Source organism: Adhaeribacter pallidiroseus, assembly GCF_003340495.1.
GTDB classification, from domain to species: domain Bacteria; phylum Bacteroidota; class Bacteroidia; order Cytophagales; family Hymenobacteraceae; genus Adhaeribacter; species Adhaeribacter pallidiroseus.
Genome location: NZ_QASA01000001.1, coordinates 5,429,650 through 5,446,556, shown reverse-complemented (window position 1 = coordinate 5,446,556; position 16,907 = coordinate 5,429,650). Strand labels below are relative to the sequence as shown.

The 16,907-nt window shown below is 43.6% G+C and carries 15 protein-coding genes and 1 tRNA gene; 12 read left to right on the top strand and 4 right to left on the bottom strand.

Features of this window, described 5'->3' with window-relative positions; genetic code table 11:
* The first annotated feature begins 58 nt into the window (after positions 1 to 58).
* The 3 genes from AHMF7616_RS21710 to AHMF7616_RS26835 all read left to right on the top strand — a co-directional run bounded on the left by AHMF7616_RS21710 (position 59) and on the right by AHMF7616_RS26835 (position 3,585).
* Positions 59 to 895, top strand: a complete 837-nt coding sequence (locus AHMF7616_RS21710; protein WP_115374793.1) for a TIM barrel protein — start codon at positions 59 to 61, stop codon at positions 893 to 895.
* Positions 896 to 940: 45 nt separating this feature from the next.
* Positions 941 to 2,503, top strand: coding sequence for a TolB family protein (locus AHMF7616_RS21705; protein WP_115374792.1), 1,563 nt, complete (start codon positions 941 to 943; stop codon positions 2,501 to 2,503).
* A 227-nt stretch (positions 2,504 to 2,730) separates the two neighbouring features.
* The gene (locus AHMF7616_RS26835; protein WP_199474304.1) at positions 2,731 to 3,585 is read left to right on the top strand and encodes a hypothetical protein; all 855 of its coding nucleotides are present in this window, start codon (positions 2,731 to 2,733) and stop codon (positions 3,583 to 3,585) included.
* A 192-nt stretch (positions 3,586 to 3,777) separates the two neighbouring features.
* Here the strand turns inward: AHMF7616_RS26835 and AHMF7616_RS21695 are convergent.
* Positions 3,778 to 3,853, bottom strand: a tRNA-Phe gene (locus AHMF7616_RS21695).
* Between the two features lie 135 nt (positions 3,854 to 3,988).
* Between AHMF7616_RS21695 and AHMF7616_RS21690 the strand changes: the two genes are divergently transcribed.
* The 8 genes from AHMF7616_RS21690 to AHMF7616_RS21650 all read left to right on the top strand — a co-directional run bounded on the left by AHMF7616_RS21690 (position 3,989) and on the right by AHMF7616_RS21650 (position 12,751).
* Positions 3,989 to 5,350, top strand: a complete 1,362-nt coding sequence (locus tag AHMF7616_RS21690; RefSeq protein ID WP_115374791.1) for a 4Fe-4S dicluster domain-containing protein — start codon at positions 3,989 to 3,991, stop codon at positions 5,348 to 5,350.
* 228 nt (positions 5,351 to 5,578) lie between these two features.
* Positions 5,579 to 6,352 carry a (Fe-S)-binding protein gene (locus AHMF7616_RS21685; protein WP_115375724.1) on the top strand — a complete coding sequence of 258 codons (774 nt, stop codon included), beginning with the start codon at positions 5,579 to 5,581 and terminating at the stop codon, positions 6,350 to 6,352.
* A gap of 276 nt (positions 6,353 to 6,628) precedes the next feature.
* On the top strand, positions 6,629 to 7,114 hold the full coding sequence (locus tag AHMF7616_RS21680; protein WP_115374790.1) for a hypothetical protein: 486 nt from the start codon (positions 6,629 to 6,631) through the stop codon (positions 7,112 to 7,114).
* 180 nt (positions 7,115 to 7,294) lie between these two features.
* Complete coding sequence (locus AHMF7616_RS21675) at positions 7,295 to 9,208, top strand: CHU_0125 family OmpA-like outer membrane integrity protein (protein ID WP_115374789.1); 1,914 nt, start codon at positions 7,295 to 7,297, stop codon at positions 9,206 to 9,208.
* A gap of 30 nt (positions 9,209 to 9,238) precedes the next feature.
* A complete protein-coding gene (locus tag AHMF7616_RS21670) occupies positions 9,239 to 9,706 on the top strand; it encodes a hypothetical protein (RefSeq protein ID WP_115374788.1) in 468 nt (155 codons plus the stop codon).
* Between the two features lie 200 nt (positions 9,707 to 9,906).
* A complete protein-coding gene (locus AHMF7616_RS21665; RefSeq protein ID WP_115374787.1) occupies positions 9,907 to 11,070 on the top strand; it encodes an AIR synthase related protein in 1,164 nt (387 codons plus the stop codon).
* Between the two features lie 219 nt (positions 11,071 to 11,289).
* Positions 11,290 to 12,060 (top strand): proline and serine-rich protein 1 family protein, encoded by a 771-nt coding sequence (locus AHMF7616_RS21660; RefSeq protein WP_115374786.1) that lies wholly within the window; start codon positions 11,290 to 11,292, stop codon positions 12,058 to 12,060.
* A gap of 208 nt (positions 12,061 to 12,268) precedes the next feature.
* Positions 12,269 to 12,751, top strand: coding sequence for a hypothetical protein (locus AHMF7616_RS21650; protein WP_115374784.1), 483 nt, complete (start codon positions 12,269 to 12,271; stop codon positions 12,749 to 12,751).
* An 82-nt stretch (positions 12,752 to 12,833) separates the two neighbouring features.
* On the opposite strand, the gene AHMF7616_RS21645 is transcribed toward AHMF7616_RS21650, so the two are convergent.
* Positions 12,834 to 13,259 (bottom strand): hypothetical protein, encoded by a 426-nt coding sequence (locus AHMF7616_RS21645; RefSeq protein ID WP_115374783.1) that lies wholly within the window; start codon positions 13,257 to 13,259, stop codon positions 12,834 to 12,836.
* Between the two features lie 382 nt (positions 13,260 to 13,641).
* On the opposite strand from AHMF7616_RS21645, the gene AHMF7616_RS21640 reads away from it, so the two are divergent.
* Positions 13,642 to 14,613: a hypothetical protein gene (locus AHMF7616_RS21640; protein WP_115374782.1), complete on the top strand. Its 972-nt coding sequence runs from the start codon at positions 13,642 to 13,644 to the stop codon at positions 14,611 to 14,613.
* Between the two features lie 19 nt (positions 14,614 to 14,632).
* Here the strand turns inward: AHMF7616_RS21640 and AHMF7616_RS21635 are convergent, their stop codons facing one another.
* Both AHMF7616_RS21635 and AHMF7616_RS21625 read right to left on the bottom strand, forming a co-directional pair.
* Positions 14,633 to 15,529, bottom strand: a complete 897-nt coding sequence (locus AHMF7616_RS21635; RefSeq protein WP_115374781.1) for an AraC family transcriptional regulator — start codon at positions 15,527 to 15,529, stop codon at positions 14,633 to 14,635.
* Positions 15,530 to 15,928: 399 nt separating this feature from the next.
* On the bottom strand, positions 15,929 to 16,783 hold the full coding sequence (locus AHMF7616_RS21625) for an AraC family transcriptional regulator (protein WP_147275752.1): 855 nt from the start codon (positions 16,781 to 16,783) through the stop codon (positions 15,929 to 15,931).
* Between the last annotated feature and the right edge of the window lie 124 nt (positions 16,784 to 16,907).

Genomic DNA, 16,907 nt, shown 5'->3' with positions numbered 1-16,907 from the left:
GATGTTGCTTCGGTATAAAATTTAAAAATTCAATAATCAAATTAACGCTTTTAACAAAATGCTTTCCAGAAGAAATTTTTTAAAATCTACCGGTGCTTTAACAATCGGAGCCTTTGCTTTGCCCTATGTAGCTACCGCGGCCAAAGTACAAAATGTGGGTATTCAGTTATACACGGTGCGTAACGAAATGCTGAAGGATGCCAAAAAAACTCTCGCCCAGTTGGCCAAACTGGGCTATAAAGAACTGGAATCTGCCCGCAGCGCCAAAGGCCATTATTACGGCTTAAGCGCCAAAGAAATAAAACAAGTAACCAAAGACCTGGGCCTGAACATCCGCAGCGGCCACGTGCACATCGATAAAGACTGGCAAAAAACCGTGGATGAAGCAGCCGAATCGGGCCAGCAGTATCTAATTTGTTCTTCTTTACCCACTACCGGCCAAACAGTTAGTAATTACCAGCAAGTGGCAGAAACATTTAACAAATCGGCCGAAGCTTGTAAAAAGGCTAACTTAATTTTTGGTTACCATAACCACGAATATGAGTTTGCGAAAGAAAACGGCAAAACTTTATACGATGTGCTGCTGGAAGAAACCGATCCAGACCTGGTGAAAATGGAACTGGACCTGGGTTGGGTGATTGTAACCGGCCACGATCCTTTGCATTACTTTCAGAAATACCCGAACCGTTTTCCGCTCTGGCATTTAAAAGACATGAAAAAAGACAAAGAAGAAAGCACCGAGTTTGGTACCGGCCGCATTAACATTACCCAGATGTTTGAAAATGCCAAGAAATCGGGGATGAAATATTTCTTCGTGGAACAGGAAGAATACGCCGGGGAGCCCATGGCTAGCGTAAAACATAATATCGATTATTTAAAAAAACTTACTTTTTAATCCTTAAACTAAAGTGGTAACTCACTAACAGAAACTCAACGGAACATGACTAAATTTTTAGCTATTATTTTACTTAGCTGCTTTTGCCAGGTAGCTTTTGCCCAATCAGAAGCGGTAGGAATTTTTCAAAATCATGGCGATATCGGAAAGCCCAAAAAAGCAGGCGCTTCCAGCTATGATGCCACTACCCAGACTTATTCTATAAAAGGTGGCGGCGATAATATCTGGTTTAACCGCGACGAATTTCATTACTTGTATAATAAAATTAAAGGCGACTTTATACTAACGGCTAATTTTGAGTTTGTTGGCGCAAAAGGCAATGGTCACCGGAAAATTGGTTGGATGATCCGGGAATCGGCGGATGAGGCCGCAGCCAGCATTAATGCCGTGGTTCACGGCGATGGCCTGACGGTTATGCAATGGCGGCCGCTGCGCGGAGCTTATATGCGCGACCCGCAAGATGAAATATTTTACGCCAAAAAAACCGTATTCCAGGTAGTGCAATTAGAACGTAACGGCAAAAAGGTAATTATGCGGGTGGCCAATTGGGGAGAGCCGTTGCAGGAAGTTGGTTCCCACGACATGCCCGATCTGCCGGATGCCGTATTGGCCGGTTTGTTCATCTCGTCGCACGACCCAGAAGTAACGGAAGAAGCCCGGGTTTGGAATGTACGTATAGATAAACCCGTGCCCAGCAATTATCATCCTAATCCGCAGATTCAGAAAACCCTGGCGACTAACCAAGGAATAATGGGCTGTCGTTTAGAAACCATGACTGTTTTAGATGGTAAAAGAAAAGTTATCCGGGAATCTACAGGCCGTTTTGAAGCGCCCAATTGGATGCCCGATGGGAAAAAGCTCTTATTTAACGAAGGCGGCTCTTTACATACCATTCCGGTAACCGGCGGCACCCCGGAAAAACTAAATACCGGCACGGTATCCCGCAATAACAACGACCACGGTATTTCGTTTAATAAAAAACTGCTCGCCATTAGCAGTTCCCGGGAAGGATCAACCGGGGGCGGGTCGGCCGTATATGTATTGCCCTTATCCGGCGGCACGCCCAAACTGGTTACCGAACAAACTCCTTCTTACTGGCACGGTTGGGCGCCTAATAGTAAGGAAGTTACCATAGTGGGGCAGCGTAATGGCAGCAAAATTTATAATTTGTATCGGGCTGATATAAACACGGGTAAAGAAGTACCGCTCACTCAAAACACTTCGGGCCACGTGGATGGGCCGGAATATTCGCCGGACGGCAAGTATATTTACTACAATGCCAACCCTACCGGCACCATGCAAGTCTGGCGGATGAAACCCGATGGTTCCGGTAAAGAGCAAATAACGTTTGATGAAAACCATAACTGGTTTCCGCACATTTCGCCGGATGGTAAATGGATTGCTTATATTTCTTTCCCGACGGATATTGATCCGAATGCCCATCCTTCTTACCAGCGGGTAACGTTACGCTTAATGCCCACAAGTGGCGGCACCTCTAAAGTAATTGCTTACTTATACGGCGGGCAGGGCACTATTAACGTTAACTCGTGGTCGCCGGACAGCAAGTCTATTTCCTTTGTCAGTAATTCGGAGATAGCCGAAAAGTAGTTTTATTTTAGTATTTACCCTTATTTCTCTTTAGATTTTTAAAATTTACCTTCGGTAATGCACTAACAAGTTTGGTTGGATTCGTTTAATTTTCCAGGCTACTGCTTAAGGTAAAACAACAAGGATAAATAATAAAGTAATTAGTAAAAAAAGGTATTTGCCGTTTCGTTATTTCTGTAACGGTATTCCAACACAGTTTTTTATCTCACAAAATAAATCCAGTTACAATGAAAAAAATTTCAAAATTAAAAAATACCTACCGGTACATCCAGAATATAAAAAAGGCTTGCATTATTATCGTGCCGGCTGTGGTACTGGGTACGGCATCGCACCCGGCTTTTGCTCAAACAGCCACCACCAAAGTAGAAGTACCCGAGTGGGCGCTGCCCGGCTCTGCCACGCATAAACAAGTGCCACCGCCATTAGATTTTCACAGGCCCGTCCGTACCGAAAACAAGCGGCTAGGGTTATTTGAAGGGCAGAGCGATGTAGGAGCAGCGGTGGTGCCGGGCTCCTCCAGTTACAACCCGGCTACCAAGCAATATACTATTAGCTCGGCTGGTTATAATATCTGGTATACCCGGGATGAGTTTCGTTTTCTCTGGAAAAAAATGTCGGGTGATATATCCCTGGCGGCTGACATTGATTTTCCGGATAAAGAAGGTTATTTCGACCGCAAAGCCGTGGTTATTATTCGCCAGAGCCTGGAGGATGATGCCAAAGAAGCCATGGTGGCCCTACACGGCGGCGGTTTGCTGCACCTAGCCTGGCGACCAGAGAAGAACCAAAGTCTAAAGGAAATGAAGGTAGACAAACGAGGTGGCTTACCGGCATCTCAAACACATAATGAAAAAGAAATTGGACCGGCCAAACGCATTGGTATTGAAAAGCGGGGTAACGCCTTTGCTATTTATGTCAGTATGGCGGGCGAGCCCATGCACCAACTAGGCGAACCTATTGAGTTAAACATTGACGGACCATTTTATGTGGGTATTGGCTTTTGCTCCCACATACCCGACAAAGTAGATACTGCCGTGCTTTCTAATGTAGTTCTGGAGAATGCTGCTGGTAAAGTAAAATAAGCGCTTAGCCTAATTATTTTATATTTTTTTTGATAAACGCCTCATGGAGCAAACGCAAGTATACCATTCCATAGAAGCTAGCCTGCTGTATGGTAAAAAGGAGGCTCGTTGATTAGATTTAAATAAACATAGCGGTATTTCTAAAATAAAAAACCCGTAATAAGCTTTCAGGCATATTACGGGTTTTTAAGCTGGTGGTGATGATTGGAATCGAACCAACGACACAAGGATTTTCAGTCCTTTGCTCTACCGACTGAGCTACATCACCAGCTCCTTTTGTTAAAAAGTGATGCAAAAGTAATACTTTACACTTATGTTGCAAATACATTTAGGAAATAATTTTGCCTGGATTATGTAATAATTGTTTGGTATCTTACGTACTCGTTATGCATAACAAATTTTATTGCCGATGATAAGCAACATCTTATTTCTCATAATTACAGTTTTAGCGGTCGGATTATTCATTTGGCAAATTCGAAAAATTCGCCGGAATATCAATCTAGGCCGGGATAAAGAAATAAAAGGAAGTACAGCGAAACGCCTGAACAAATTAATACTGGTAGCTTTTGGGCAGCAGAAAATGTTCAAACGGCCCTGGCCGGCTATTCTGCACGGTATTGTTTACATAGGGTTTGTAGTTATAAATATTGAAGTGCTGGAAATTGTAATGGATGGTATTTTTGGCACGCACCGCGCTTTAAGCTTTCTCGGCCCCGTGTACAGCGCCTTAATGGCGGTTAATGAAGTATTAGCTTTTCTGGTAATTATTGCCTGCGTGTTGTTTTTGATTCGCCGAAACGTAACCAAGGTTCCTCGCCTGACCCGTGGGCCGGAAATGCGGGCTTGGAATCAACTAGACGCAAATGTTATTTTAATTACCGAAATCGTGTTAATGCTGGCCTTGTTTGCTTTTAACACCGCCGATTTAAAATTAGCCGCTATTTCGGGCGAAGAATTAGCGGGCAGCTTCCCGATTAGTAATTTGCTGGCAAAAAGTATACATACCACGCACTTGGCTGGCTTAGAAGCTGTCCGGAGCGTTGGTTGGTGGTTTCATATTTTGGGAATTTTTGCTTTTTTAAATTATCTGCCCAGCTCCAAGCACTTCCATATTATTATGGCCTTCCCAAACGTGTATTACTCCAATCTAGAACCTAAAGGGAAGTTTACCATCAACGAAAGCATTACGCACGAAATTAAAGCCATGCTGGACCCCAGCTACCAGGTGCCGCCGTTGCCCGAAGGAGTTGAACCGCAAAAATTCGGTGCGAAAGACGTAGAAGATCTTAATTGGAAGCAACTCATGGATGCCTATACCTGTACCGAATGTGGAAGGTGTACGGATGTGTGCCCCGCCAACATAACCGGCAAGCTGCTGTCGCCGCGTAAAATTGTGATGGATACCCGCGACCGCATGGAAGAAAAAGGCGAACATCCGGCTATTTTTAAACCGAATTATTATAAAGAACAAGGCGAACCACGCGTAAAAGTAACCGAAGAAAAAACTTTATTACGTGGTTATGTAACCCCCGAAGAACTTTGGGCCTGCACCACCTGCAATGCTTGCGTAGAATCCTGCCCCGTCAACATCGATCAGTTGTCCTCCATTATGGAAATGCGGCGCTACCTGGTACTCGAAGAATCGGCAGCTCCAGCGGCTTTAAATGCCATGTTCACCAACCTCGAAAACAACGGCGCTCCCTGGGCTTTTTCCCCCTCCGATCGCCTGAACTGGGCCGATAACTTATTCGTGAATACGAAGTAGGTTGCAGATTGGAAAGTTAAAAGGTTGAAAAGTTGGGCAATTTTTTAAATTTATTCTGAATTCAAATAGGCAATAAAATTTAAAAAAATTGATGGAATGAACTCGGCGAACTTCAATGAAATAAGTAATAAATCAAGGCAGAAGATATAGTAATTTTTAAAAAGTCTAACATCTAATGTCTAGCATCTAAAAAGCATGAGTGATAAGAAACAAATAACGGTACCGGTTATGGCCGACCTGATGGCTCGAGGGGAAGAACCGGAAATATTATTTTGGGTGGGTTGCGCCGGCGCTTTCGACGACCGGTATAAAAATGTAACACGGGCTTTTGTGCGGATACTGGAGCATGTAGGTGTAAAATACGCGGTATTAGGTTTAGAAGAAAGCTGCACCGGCGACCCGGCGAAACGGGCCGGTAACGAATTCCTGTTTCAAATGCAAGCCATGACCAATATTGAAGTGCTGAACGGGTATAATATAAAAAAAATAGTAACCGCATGTCCGCATTGCTTTAACACCCTCAAAAACGAATATCCGGGTTTGGGCGGCAATTACGAGGTTATTCATCATTCCACGTTTTTGCAGCAGTTGATTAACGATGGCAAAGTGCGCGTAGCCGGTGGCGAAGCTTTTAAAGGCAAACGCATTACTTTCCACGATTCGTGTTACTTGGGTCGGGCCAACGGCATTTACGAAGCGCCCCGCGAAGTACTAGCGGCTTTGGATGCGGATCTGGTAGAAATGAAACGAAGTCGGGCAAATGGATTGTGCTGCGGCGCGGGCGGTGCCCAAATGTGGAAAGAACCCGAACCCGGCAAAAAAGACATTAACATTGAACGAACCGAAGAAGCCTTAGCCACCGGGGCTTCGGTAATTGCGGTGGGCTGTCCGTTTTGCATGACCATGCTTAGCGACGGCGTAAAAAACAAAAACCAGGAAGAACAGGTAAAAGTATTTGACATTGCCGAACTCATTGCCTCCGCCGAAAATCTGAATGCTTAACATGGTTCATAGTCGATAGCTAACGAGCTACAAACGCACCTTTGCCTTGTGGTAATATTAAATAATAATCTAGCCTGCCGCTTTAAATGGACATCGCGCATTTCTTGTTTGGCAATTTTTCTTTAAAGTTAAAAACAATTTTTTTTAACTTTTTGCTGTTTTAAGGTTTTAGGTAGTAAACTTTTTTACCTGTTTCGGTTATAATAAATAACAAACCTCCGGAAGCGCCCATTCATAAATCAAAAATGGCGGAACATGGATTAACGACCAAATAACATGTACATTCCTTTCGAACAATTACCACCCCGCTCCCGTCTGTGGATTTACCAGGCCAGCCGGCCTTTAACCGACGTGGAAGTAGAGCAAGTAAAACCGCTGTTAGTAGATTTTATAACGCAATGGACCAGTCACGGCGACAAGCTGCAGGCCTCCGCGGAGTTGTTGTATAATCGTTTCCTAGTGATAGCTAATAACGAGGCTATAAATTCGCCGAGTGGCTGCTCCATCGATGCGTCGGTGCATTTTGTAAAGCAGTTAGAATCCATATTTAACGTATCTTTCTTCGACCGTACCCAGCTGGCTTTCCTGCACAACGACACGATCCAGACCGTACCCTTACCCGAGATAAAAAATAAAATTAAGGAAGGGCTTATTCAAGCCGATTCGCTTTATTTCGACACCTTGCTCCACACCAGCGGTCAATTACAGGCCGTCTGGCCAAAACCGGCAAAAGAAACCTGGCTAGCCAAATATTTTGTTTAAGTTTTACGTTTATATATTACCTTACTTGTAAATAATAGTGGTTTCTTTAGCATTTACGGGAATAACCCATTTTATTTAATGCTAGTTAGCCGTACCATTTGTTAGAATCCAGTATACCAGGTTAGTAATAAAACGTACAATTTTTTAAAAATTACCAGCTACTTGCCACGCTACCGCAACATGAATAGATTTTACCTGATTGCCTTGCTCGCCGTTCTGGCGGGTTTTACTTCTTGCAAAACCTTAAGCAGTGTAGGGAAAGCCGATAAAAAATTTGTCCAGGGCGAATACGAAGATGCCATCCGCTTATATGAGCAAGCCCTGAAGAACACCAAAGAACCCGGTCCTGTCAATTTTAAATTAGCCGAATCCTACCGTTTATCGAACCGGATTGCGCAAGCCGAACCTTTTTACCAGGCCGCCCTTAATACCGGTTTCAAAAAAGAAGAAGCTATTTTTTACTATGGCTTAGCTTTAAAAGCCAATGCCAAATACAACGAAGCCGGTGCGCAATTTTCGCGTTATGCCGAAGCGGGTAGCAATAAACTGTTAGTAGCGCGGGCCCAACGCGAAGCCGGTAATATGGGCGCGATTCCGGGCATTATCAACACCAAAACTTACAACGAAATTAAACCGCTGGATGAGTTAAATACGGCGGCGGCCGAGTTTGCGCCCACCATGCTTAACGGCGAATTATATTTTGCCTCTACCCGCGATGGTAAAAAATACGCCGGCAACGGCGAAGGATTTAACGACCTTTTCGCGGTTCGCTTCGCAGATTCGGTGCAGCTTACCGGCGGAACGGTACGCAAAATAAGTGATCCGATTAACACTCCCGAAGCCCACGAAGCCGCCGTAACGTTTAGCAAAGACGGCACCACCATGATTTTTGCCCGCAGTAACACCGGCAAGCGCAAAGGCACCTTAAACGTAGATTTATACGTTTCGCGCTTTAAAGGCACTTGGTCAGAGCCCCGCCTATTGAGTGTAAACAGCAAAGATGCCTGGGATTCATCGCCGGTATTATCGCCGGATGGTAAAACCTTGTATTTTGCCTCCGACCGCAAAGGCGGACAGGGCGGTAATGATATTTACCGTTCTACCCTAGATGCGCAAGGTCGGTTCTCTACTCCCGAAAACTTAGGTCCTGAAATTAATACGCCGGGCAACGAAAATTTCCCGTTTGTTACCGAAGATAACACTTTATATATTTCTTCCGATGGGCATCCGGGCTTAGGCAATTTAGATATCTTCCGGATAGATAATGGCAAACCCGTAAACCTGGGCGTACCCGTAAATTCCAACGCTGATGATTTTGCTCCCTACATGCTCAACAACGAATCGGGTTATTTCTCGTCTAATAGAGAAGGGGGTAAAGGCAGTGATGATATTTACTTTTTTAAGAAAGCGAAGCCCAAGCTGGTTAATTTTTACGTAGATGTTACCGTTCGGGAGTTATTGCCCAACACAACTAACTATAAACCCATGAGCCGCATCCGGGTAGAGTTGCAAGATGCCAAAGGTACCGCCGTGGATCAGGCTTTTACTTCTCCCGATGGGAAACTAAGCTTTAAACTAGACACCGCTACGGCTTACTCGGTACTGGCGGAAAACCCGGGCTATTTTGCTGCTCGCCGCGCCATTACTACCATTGGTAAAACCCCGCCGCAAGCCCAGCTTACCAAACCCGAAACCGATATTCGCTTAACAGCCGATTTAGTTTTAAGTAAAATCGTGAAAGATAAGCCGATTGTGGTCGAAAATATTTACTACGACTTGGATAAAGCCGATATCCGGCCGGATGCCGCCATCGAGTTAGATAAAATTGTGCAGACTTTAAACGACAACCCGAAAATCACCATTGAGTTGAGTTCCCACACCGACGTACGCGGAAAAGATGCTTATAACCTGGATCTGTCGCAACGCCGGGCGCAATCGGCGGTAGATTATATTATTTCCAAAGGTATTGCCTCAAACCGGATTACCGCCAAAGGTTACGGCGAAACTCGTTTAATTGTAAAGAACGCCAAAACCGAAGAAGAACACCAGCGCAACCGCCGTACCGAGTTTAAAGTAACCCGCATTGCGCAGTAGCTTCGTTAAAAAGCATTATAAAAATTAAAAATGAAATATATCTTCAGAGAAGAACCAGCGCCAAATATTGAAGATCTAAAAAAAATGGCTTCAAACAAACTTGATGCGACAAGTAGGCTATTAGCTGTTGAAGAATTAGGAAAATGGAAAAGCAGACAATCGATTGATATTCTTTGGCAGCTAATGATGAATGACTTAGTTTATTCTGTTAAAAATGAAGCGTTCCTTCGACTTCAAGCTTTTGGAGAAGATGTCAGATTACCTAAAAAGAAAAAGGGAAATCTAATAAATCAAATAGAGTCTAAGATTGAAAAGATTGTAAAATCAATTGATGGACCAATAAGTTACTCGGACTTTCTCAAACTTTTCCAAGAAAAGCAACCTGAAGCCTTTGACGTTTATAAACATGACAAAGAGATAAGATTCGACACTTGGCTAAAAAATATAATTAATAATTTTACAACAGAAATAAAAGTAAAAATCGACTTCAGTAAATAATAACGCCCTCTAATAACACCAAAATGTCAAGCTTAGGACGTTGCTCGTAGTTAGCTAGTTAAAATTTTAAATTTTTAAAGAGAATACAACAGAAAGCCGCTTATTAAAGCGGCTTTCTTATTTTTGTACCGTTGTTATCGTTCTAGATTTTTTCAAGATATTAAATCAAACAACGAACAACGAATAACGAACAACTAAAAATGGAAAACAGGTACTTGCGGCGGGGTGTTTCAGCTTCTAAAGAAGACGTACACGCGGCTATCAAAAATATAGACAAAGGACTTTTCCCGAAGGCTTTCTGCAAAATTATTCCGGACATGTTGGGCAACGACCCGGATTACTGCAACATCATGCACGCCGATGGCGCGGGTACCAAATCCGCATTAGCGTATTTGTACTGGCGCGAAACCAGCGACTTATCCGTTTGGAAAGGCATTGCCCAGGATGCTATTATCATGAACACCGACGATTTGCTGTGCGTGGGGGCTACCGATACTATTTTACTGTCCTCCACCATTGGCCGTAACAAAAATCGGATACCCGGCGAAGTAATTGCCGCTATAATTAACGGCACCGAAGAAATTCTGCAAATGCTCCGCGACAACGGCATCGGCATTTACAGCACCGGTGGCGAAACCGCCGATGTCGGCGATTTAGTAAGAACCATTATTGTGGATAGCACCGTTACCGCCCGCATGCGCCGCGACGAAGTAATCTCGAACCATACCATTCAACCGGGTGATGTTATCGTGGGTTTTGCTTCCTTTGGGCAAGCTACTTACGAAACTGAGTATAACGGCGGCATGGGTAGTAACGGCTTAACTTCGGCCCGGCACGATGTTTTTCATAAATACTTAGCCGAAAAATACCCCGAGAGCTACGACCCAGGTGTTCCTGCTGACTTAGTATATTCCGGCAAATACAAACTTACCGATGAGGTAGTCGGCACCGGTTTGGATGTGGGTAAATTAGTACTTTCTCCTACCCGCACTTACGCGCCATTAGTGAAGGAAATTTTCAACCAGCACCGCGCCAATATTCACGGCATGGTGCATTGCAGCGGCGGTGGCCAGACCAAAGTGTTACATTTTACCGATCAGGTGCATATCATTAAAGATAATTTATTCGATATCCCGCCTTTATTTCAGATTATTCAACAGGAAAGCCAGACCAACTGGGCCGAAATGTACAAAGTATTTAACATGGGACACCGCTTGGAAATCTACTTAAACGAGGCTTACGCTGCCGATTTACTAACGATCGCGCAATCGTTTAACATCGAAGCCAAAATAATCGGGCGAGTAGAAGCCAGCGCACAAAACCAGCTTACCATCAAGAGTACCTTTGGCGAATTTAATTATTAGTTTTTCATAACTATTCATCTAAGCAAAAGGCTGATGCGGAATACGCAGCAGCTTTTTTATTGGCATAATAATTGGCTTTTACTTAGAAATCAGAAGCCTTTATTCCGGACAAATTTTTAAATTTTGCAATAAGTTTTAACAACGTTATGGTTCAAAAATTTAAAAATTTGAAAATCAGGGAAACAGCTGTGCGTTTTACCTAATAATAGAATTACTAATATGATACGTTTGGCAGCCTTATTTTGTGGACTTTTTTTCTGGGGTCAAAGCGTAGTTGCTTTTCCGGCGGCTACGGCAACTTTCTTTAGTAAAAGAGGCGAATCTTTTCAGTTTATTTTCGATGGGCGTTTTGTGAACAGAGGCGCCACCAACGTTATTCGCCTGCACGATATTCCGGCGGGTTTTCATATTGCCGAGTTTCGGATACCTTCCCGCCGGGGCGTACTTGTGCACCGAACCAAGGTGTTTCTGGAAGCCGGCCGGCAAAGCGAATTTATGTTGCAGGTAATGGGTTATGGTCACCAAGCTTTTGTGCAAAAAGTAGCGGAGAAACCTTTGTACCGCGCTTATCCGGATCGTCGGCCCTCTTTACCCCGGTACCCGCAACCCGGTACTTACGACGACACAGATTACCCACGGGATAATGATTCTTATCAACTCCCAGAAGAAACAGATAACAACTACGGCACCGACCAATGCCGGGACGTGCTGGATAACCAACAAATAGACCGGTTGCTGCAAAGTATGGCCACAAAAAGGAGCGAAAGCAGCAAAGAATCTATTGCCCGGCAGGCCCTTAGCCAGAACAGTATTCTGGCCGAAGATTTAAAAGCCATTCTGGAACAATTCCAATACGAAGATACCCGCCTGAACTTCGCTAAGTTTGCTTATAATGCTACCTGCGACCGGCGCAACTTTTACGTAGTAAACGATGCTTTTTCCTATGAAACCAGTATCCGGGAACTGGAACAATACATTAACCAACGATAGATTATATTTAGATTTTTGCCAATTATTATTCCTTTGCTCCTAACCTGCTATCAGGCAAATTTTTTAAATTTTCAGAAGGCTTTCGGTACAAAAGTGCTGAAAGCCTTTTTTGCTTTTGACTTTACTCAACTTGTAGGGCCGTTACCGCGTAAGCTTGTAGCACATGCAAACGCATGGCACGAGTTTTTAACTGTAAACGTATAATAGGATGGCAACAAAAGATAGTGGCAATAGTCAGGGACAAACGACACCAAATGCGCCTCAGATTGATAATATTGATGCGGTAACGAATGTTGATGAAAATAACCGCAGTTTAGACGATGTAAATGATGTGGGTGGCCAAATTGACAAAGGTCAGGCGCACGATGATTTTAACGGTGGTGGCGATGTATTAGGCCGTCAGGGCGGTGGACCTGGTGAAAAAAGCGGAATGGGGACAACTCCATCTGCCGAAAAAGGACACCAGCAACACACCATTAGCGATAAAGATACTGGTCATGGCACCCACCGCGGGGGAATGGGTCCTGGTCACAGCGGTCAAAAAGGAAATCATCAAGGAGAGGATACCCAAAGTCCGGGGCAAAATACACCGGGCAAGAACCGGAAAGATGAATTAAGTACCGGAAGTTTGGATAACCAGGCCGGATTAAAAGAAGAAGGCGAAGGCGGCCAGCAACCCCGGAAAAGATAAACGAATAAACTAAATAAGTTTAAACAAGAAAGGCAGCTTATGGGATAAGCTGCCTTTCTTGTTTTTTAAAAAATTTAAATTTTCATTCTGCTTTCCGGGCAATTTCATGTACCACGCATTTTTGCGCGAACGAGATATTCGCACAAATTTCGTATTCTTCTAGCTCCGAAAATATTAGTTCCTGAAAACGCAGGTTCAACAAAATTTCGTGCAAGTCTTTGGGCAAAGCAAAAAACACTAACTGATTGATTGCATTATAAGTTTGTTGCTCTGTAGTATATAATAAGTTGTAGTTAAATACCAAACGGCACATACTATCCAGGTACAGGCACAGTTTTTCGAGATACTGCTCGTCGTAGTTCTTTTTAATGCCACTTTCAAAAAATAAATGCAAAAACCGCATTCGGGCAAATAAAAGTTTGTCATCTTCTGTACGGTACATTTGTACGGCGTCTCCTACTAAGTATCCTTTGTCTTCAAAGAATTGCTTGCTCTCTTGAATGGTCATGACGTGAAATAAAACGGATTATTCTGGTAAGTTACAGGTATCTGATAAAAATCAAAAAAATGAATTACAATTTTTTCAGTTTCTTCTAATTACTCCATGCAATTCTTTCTATTTCCCTATACAAACATGGTTTTGAAACATCGTTTTTAAAAATTATCTAAACTAAACCCATTCGTGAAATATTTTTTAAATAAAAATGTACCACAAAAAACTGCTGAAACCATTGGCTTTTGCTAGGCAACTAAAAAATTAAATAGTAAAATTCTATATTTTATTAAGAGTTAGAAGCAGAAATCTTAACCCTACCATTTTGTCTTCGTAGAAAATGATGCTTGCTCTCGGTAATAACCGGGAGTACCATTATTTACTTAACTGAAAAACCATGCAAGATAATCAAAATAGGAACCGGAATGATCGGGACGATCGTTTGGAAGACAACCAACGCGCAGGAAAACGGATAGCCGAAGAGAACCGCAACCAGAACTGGAATGAACAATACCGGAGTGGTCGCGATTTCCACAACAATGCCAACAACAACCAAAGAGGCCAGCAGCATTACGGCGCTGACCCCAACAGTTCTTACCGGAACTCTAACATTAATTACGGCGATAATCGCAATAATAACGATCATCGCGAAAATTATAAGTGGGGGGAGAACAGTTACCGGAATAATCAGAGTAATCAGCATCAGAATAACCAAAATCAGCAAAACTGGCCCGCTGACCGGGGACAAAATAATTACCGCCACGAAGAGCGGATAAATGATAATCAATTTAATCAGAATAACCGCCACCCGAATAATTTTAACCAAGGCCGGGGTAACGCTACTAACTATAACCAGGGCAACCGGAATCAGGACGCCCGTTACCCGGATAACCGGAACCACAATGGCGAACGGTACGATGTAAACCGGTACGTAGAAAGTGATAACCAGTTTTACGCCGGTGAAGAACCGCGGATGTTTGATGATCGCAAGCAGTTTGAAGCCGAAGATTACCGTTATGGCAGTGGTAACCGCCACTGGCCAGGCCAAGACGAAGATGATCGCCAAGGAGATAACAACCGCAATAACCGCCGTTTACACGACGACCAACAAGATAACCGGGGCTTTTTTGGCCGGATAGCCGACCAGGTACGCGAAGACTGGCGTACTTTCACGCATCCGGATGATGACCGGAATAACCACAACCAGCACAGACATAACAACCAATACAATCAAGATTGGCACGTGGATTCGCGTAGTTTTAACCAGGACAACGAATCCGGACCACGCTGGGCCGACGAACATGATTCCCGCCGCCGGCAAAACGACCAGTGGCGCAACCGAGACCACAACGATGATAACCGTCGTTAATAACCGAAAAGCCGGATTTTTATCCGGCTTTTTTATTTTCGGGAAGGTTGCGTCTTAAGTACTGCTTCTGGAATTGCAAAGGACTAAGCCCCGTAATAACTTTAAACTGGCTGTTAAAATTAGATAAGGTTTTATAACCGCACTCGTAGCAAATCTGGGTAACCGCCCATTTTTCTTCGATGAGTAATTTACAGGCGTGCCCAATCCGGATTTCGCTCACAAAATCGTAAAACGTTTTATTAGCCCGGGCTTTAAAATACCGGCAAAAAGCCGAGGGGCTCATATTGGCCACTTCGGCTACGGTTTCCAGCGAAATGGAATTTTTAAAATTTGTTAATACGTAGTCGTGTACCTGCTGCATACGGGGCGTATCCGAAGGCTTAAAGGTGTTGGTAAAACCAATGCTGGATAACAAATTGTATTCCGTAGATCGGGCTAATGTATGCAGAATCTCCAGCAATACCAGTATCCGGTCGAAGCCATTTAGCTGTTCTAGGGCTTTTATCTGGTGCGTTAAAATGTCGCGGGTATAGCCAAGTATTTCTAAACCTCTTTCCGATTGTTGCAGCAAGTGTTTCAACCCGAACATTTCGGGTTTATTAAAAAAATCAGGCCCGAGAAAGTTAGCGTTAAAATAAACCACAATGCCTTGTACCTGGCACTCCGGATTTCCTTTAAAATAGACGGTATCGCTGCGCCACAAATGCGGCAAATTAGGTCCGGTAAAAACCAAATCACCGGCTTCGAAATGCTTAATAGAATCGCCGATAAACCGCGTACCCGTACCCTCCAGCACTAAAAACAACTGGTACTCCGGGTGAAAATGCCAGTTCGGATCAAAATGCGGATCGTGCAACCGTTTAACCGTAAAAGAGCCGGTTGTTTGATTGGCTGACTTCCGAATAACAGGTTTCATCTAAAAAGTTAAAGTTGATTGATTCTAAAATTAAGGAAATTTCTAATTTTTTAAAATTTTGCATGATTGAACGGATCAGCTTACCAAGTATATTTACTTAGAGCCTTTTCAAGTCTCCAGAAACTGGTGCTATCTAACTTTCTAGCTTCAAGCTTTGCCTCCTGGCCGGCGGGCCCGTTTGGCTCTTCCGCACGGGCTAGTCTTCCTTTCCTCGCTCCGCTGCGGAATACCGCTGCGCAGTACCGGAACCCTAGCAGGTGCTCCTGAGCCAAACGGATGTCGTTTACTTATAGCTACCGCTTTTCTCATTTGAAATATTTAAAAGAAAGAATAAAGCATGAAAATTACTTTAAGGCTGAAAAGAGAAGTGATTTTCCGATTTTTTAAATTTAAAAAAACTTAAAACTGGCGGCGGTATTCTAGCGGTGAGGCGTGTTTTATTTCTTTAAACCGGCGGTTAAAATTGGAAAGGTTGCGGTAACCACTGGCGAAGCAGATATCGGAAATAGTACGGTTAGTTTCGATGAGCAATTTACAAGCGTGGCCAATCCGGATTTCGTTGACAAACTGCGAAAAGCTGCGCCGGGTCCGTTTTTTAAAATAATAACAAAAAGCCGGCACGCTCAGGTGGGCCAGTGCTGCTGCGTGCGTTATGGTAACTTCTTCGGTAAAAGAGTTAAATACGTACTGGCATACGTTGTTAATCCGTTCGCTGTCGTGAGTGTTGGTGTATTGGCTAAAACCTGCACTTGCTAGTTGCTGCTGCTCCGGGGAACCAGCCAGAAAATCTAACAAAGCCAAAAGTTCAAATAGCCGTTTGGCGCCGTTTAGTTGCAACAAGTTCTGCATACGACCCGCAGTTTCGGTGCGGGTACTATTATGAAAAGTCAGGCCTTGCTGCGCTTTATCCAATAACTTCCGGATGTTTGTCATTTCCGGTGCCGCGAAAAAATACGGCCCTAAAAATTGCGGACTAAATTGAATAACAATAGCGTGCGCCCGTAACCCGTGGCCTTGGTATTGTTTATCGCTGTGCCAATAGTGGGGTAAATCAGAACCCAACAAGGCCAGATCCCCATCGCCAAAATCCGCAATAGAGTCACCCACAATGCGTTTACCCCGGCCCGTCACAATTAAAGTAAGTTCTATCTCCGGGTGAAAATGCAGAGGAGCATCAAAGAAAGGCAATTTAAATTCCCGAATCGAAAAAGAGCCTTGCTCTGTAGCCGTTATTTTCTCTAATAAAGCCCGCATCTGTACTAATTTAAAGTATTTAATCAAATTTTTAAAAATTTATTTAATGGCGTATCAGAAGTTGTGAATAGAGAGGTGGCAACCAGTAGTAAATTTTTATTCTTTTGTACCGCAGATTTTACCG